Genomic DNA, 2,517 nt, shown 5'->3' with positions numbered 1-2,517 from the left:
CGTATCGACAGGCCTGACACATGACCGCACCGATCACATGCCCGGCGGCACGAATTTGCCCTTGCATGAACCGGGGCATCCACACATGAGCCTCCGTGAGCCAGAATTTATCAGACATCGGCAGGTCCTCCTGCCGCACTTGAATCACGGTGCGAAGGAAGATTGAACCCTGCCCAGCCAAGGGCTGGCTGTATGGACAAAGCAGCTCCCATGCAATGTCGCAGGCTTGACACTGGCTGAGGTCTCGCCGAAATATCGGCCATGGTCGAGAAGGACATCCATATTGTCGCCCGGTTGGCCGGCTTCCCCAGGGCGGGGTGCCGGGATGTCGACCACGCAAACTGAACATGCGGATCGCCAACCCTGGCCTCGCCCCTCGCGGACGAGGTCTTTCGGCTTTGAAACGTGCCTCGTCCTCCTTTCACTATGGAGTTAAACATGGCACAGAATATCTACGACAATCCCGATTTCTTCTCTGGCTACAGCCAGTTGCCGCGACAGGTGCATGGGCTGGACGGCGCGCCCGAATGGCCGGCTATCCGGGCCATGTTGCCTACGCTAACCGGCAAGCGCGTAGCCGATCTGGGCTGCGGGTTCGGCTGGGCCTCGCGCTGGATGCGCGCGCAAGGCGCGGTCTCGGTGCTTGGCCTCGATCTGTCGCAGAACATGATCGCCCGCGCTAAGGCCGATATCTCAGACCCCGCCATTGAATATCGGATCGCCGATCTCGAAACGCTGGAACTGCCCGAGGCAGCTTTCGACCTCGTCTACAGCGCTCTGACGTTCCACTATGTCGAGGATTTCCGGCGCCTCACGCGCATGATCCAAAAGGCGCTTGTTCCCGGCGGAGATCTGGTCTTCACGATCGAGCATCCGATCTTCATGGCTGCGGCGCATCCGCATTGGATCACCGATGAAGACGGCCGCAAGACCTGGCCGGTCAACGGCTATTCACTTGAGGGCGAACGCCGCACGGACTGGTTCGCCAAGGGCGTGTTGAAGTATCACCGGACCCTCGGCACGACGCTTAACACGCTGATTGATGCGGGCTTCGAGTTGCGCCGGGTCGAGGAATTCGCCCCAACGCGCGAACAGATCGAGCAGTTGCCTGAACTGGCCGAAGAGCTCGAGCGGCCGATGATGCTTCTAGTCTCCGCTCGAAAGACAGAAACGCGTTAGGCGTCAAGCCGCCCGTGCCACATGACCCGGGCGGCTCGCGATTGACTGCCACTTCAAGATCTACGGCCGATATAGGGAGCAGCCATCTAACGAGCTTTCGATCAGTTATGGGTCCTGACCTTAGGCTGGCGTCGACGTAGTTATAGGCCAGCAGGGTCAGACGCAGTCCCTCGGCCACCAGCCTGGCTCGAACTTCAGGGTGCGGGCTAGTCTGGTCGTCGTGGGATAGCGCCCCCGCTCGAACTGCTGCTTCCAATAGAAGGTCTTGCCGATCGTCCTGATCATCGGCGCATTCAGTCCTCCCGTGGCCGCAGGTGCGGCCTTGGGCACCGGAGGGATCAGGAGCTTGCCGCTCTGCAAGCGCTTAACCGCCAAGGACGCCAGGGCCACCCGCTGCCGGTCGCTGACGTAGCTGCGCATGTCGTTTCCGATCGCGACGATAATCCCGCCCGTTGCCGTATGGCGGTGACTTTAGGCCGGCAGGCCGACGGCAGAACAGCTCTGACGCCCCGCCAGCTTCATCCCGGCCGCACCCAGCGGGAGCAAACCATCGGCTTCCGCGCCGTCAGCTATGGTGTCCATACGTTCGACAAGTTCGCCGCACATCTGGCAACGCTCCGAGACGCGGGAAACTGAAGGCTGGCGGCACCGCAGTATACCTAAGAACTGCACCTGGTTTCCCCCAGATATGCCTACCGAGCGTTCTCCGGAAGGCGATGCCAACCGGAAGAGCGCCCGCTGAATCCATTGTCGAGCGACCTGCGAAACCCGCTGGAAACGCGGGGCTTCGTGAAGCCGAACCAGGCCTGACGAGGTTCGCTCGGTTAGAGACGGAGGGCCGTTCAGAGACGGAAATTGGACCCGGCGCCAGTCTCCGAGGTTCGGCTGCATCGGCTAAGCGCCTTTGAAACAAAAAGAAAATGGCCCCCAACGGGAGCCTCATCTCGGGTTCGCTACAGGATAATGGCGGAGGAAGTGTAACAAATACCGAACTCTCTCCCACGTCGAAGGCTGTCGGTGCGGCTTTGCCGCGAAATTCGGCGTATCAGCGAACACCTACGACTCCATGGTCGCCTGAGGAACCGCACTCAGGTGGCCAAGACCATCTACTTTTGTACTCCGCCATGGCGGGTTTGGTGCTGACGAGACCTTAGCACCGGTGAGCCACCGGGGGCGCGGGATCAGAAGGTCCAACAAGTTCAATCTCTTTACGTGCAAATTCGATTGCTCAAGTTTGGCCACTCGGATAGCCTAGGTTGTGTTGACAAAAAGGATTCCCCTGCGCGTCTGGCTGTGATTCAAGATCATCTCTACGTGGGAGGTGACCTTGGCACGCAA

2 protein-coding genes are annotated in these 2,517 nt (G+C 60.2%); one reads left to right on the top strand and one right to left on the bottom strand.

Annotated elements, in window-relative coordinates:
* Positions 1-438: 438 nt before the first annotated feature.
* Entirely contained in the window at positions 439-1,179 is a 741-nt protein-coding gene (locus I9P22_RS23890) for a class I SAM-dependent methyltransferase (RefSeq protein ID WP_199262700.1), read from the top strand.
* 156 nt (positions 1,180-1,335) lie between these two features.
* Here the strand turns inward: I9P22_RS23890 and I9P22_RS23885 are convergent, their stop codons facing one another.
* Positions 1,336-1,599 carry a hypothetical protein gene (locus I9P22_RS23885; RefSeq protein ID WP_199262698.1) on the bottom strand — a complete coding sequence of 88 codons (264 nt, stop codon included), beginning with the start codon at positions 1,597-1,599 and terminating at the stop codon, positions 1,336-1,338.
* Positions 1,600-2,517: the final 918 nt, after the last annotated feature.

Origin of the sequence: Paracoccus binzhouensis (assembly GCF_016446475.1) — a bacterium.
Taxonomy (GTDB): domain Bacteria; phylum Pseudomonadota; class Alphaproteobacteria; order Rhodobacterales; family Rhodobacteraceae; genus Paracoccus; species Paracoccus binzhouensis.
This window is presented reverse-complemented; position numbering and strand designations above follow the sequence as displayed.

Coding starts and splice junctions, on each gene's coding strand:
- I9P22_RS23885 (WP_199262698.1), bottom strand. CDS start 1,599: ATGCGCAGCTACGTCAGCGACCGGCAGCGGGTGGCCCTGGCGTCCTTG.
- I9P22_RS23890 (WP_199262700.1), top strand. CDS start 439: ATGGCACAGAATATCTACGACAATCCCGATTTCTTCTCTGGCTACAGC.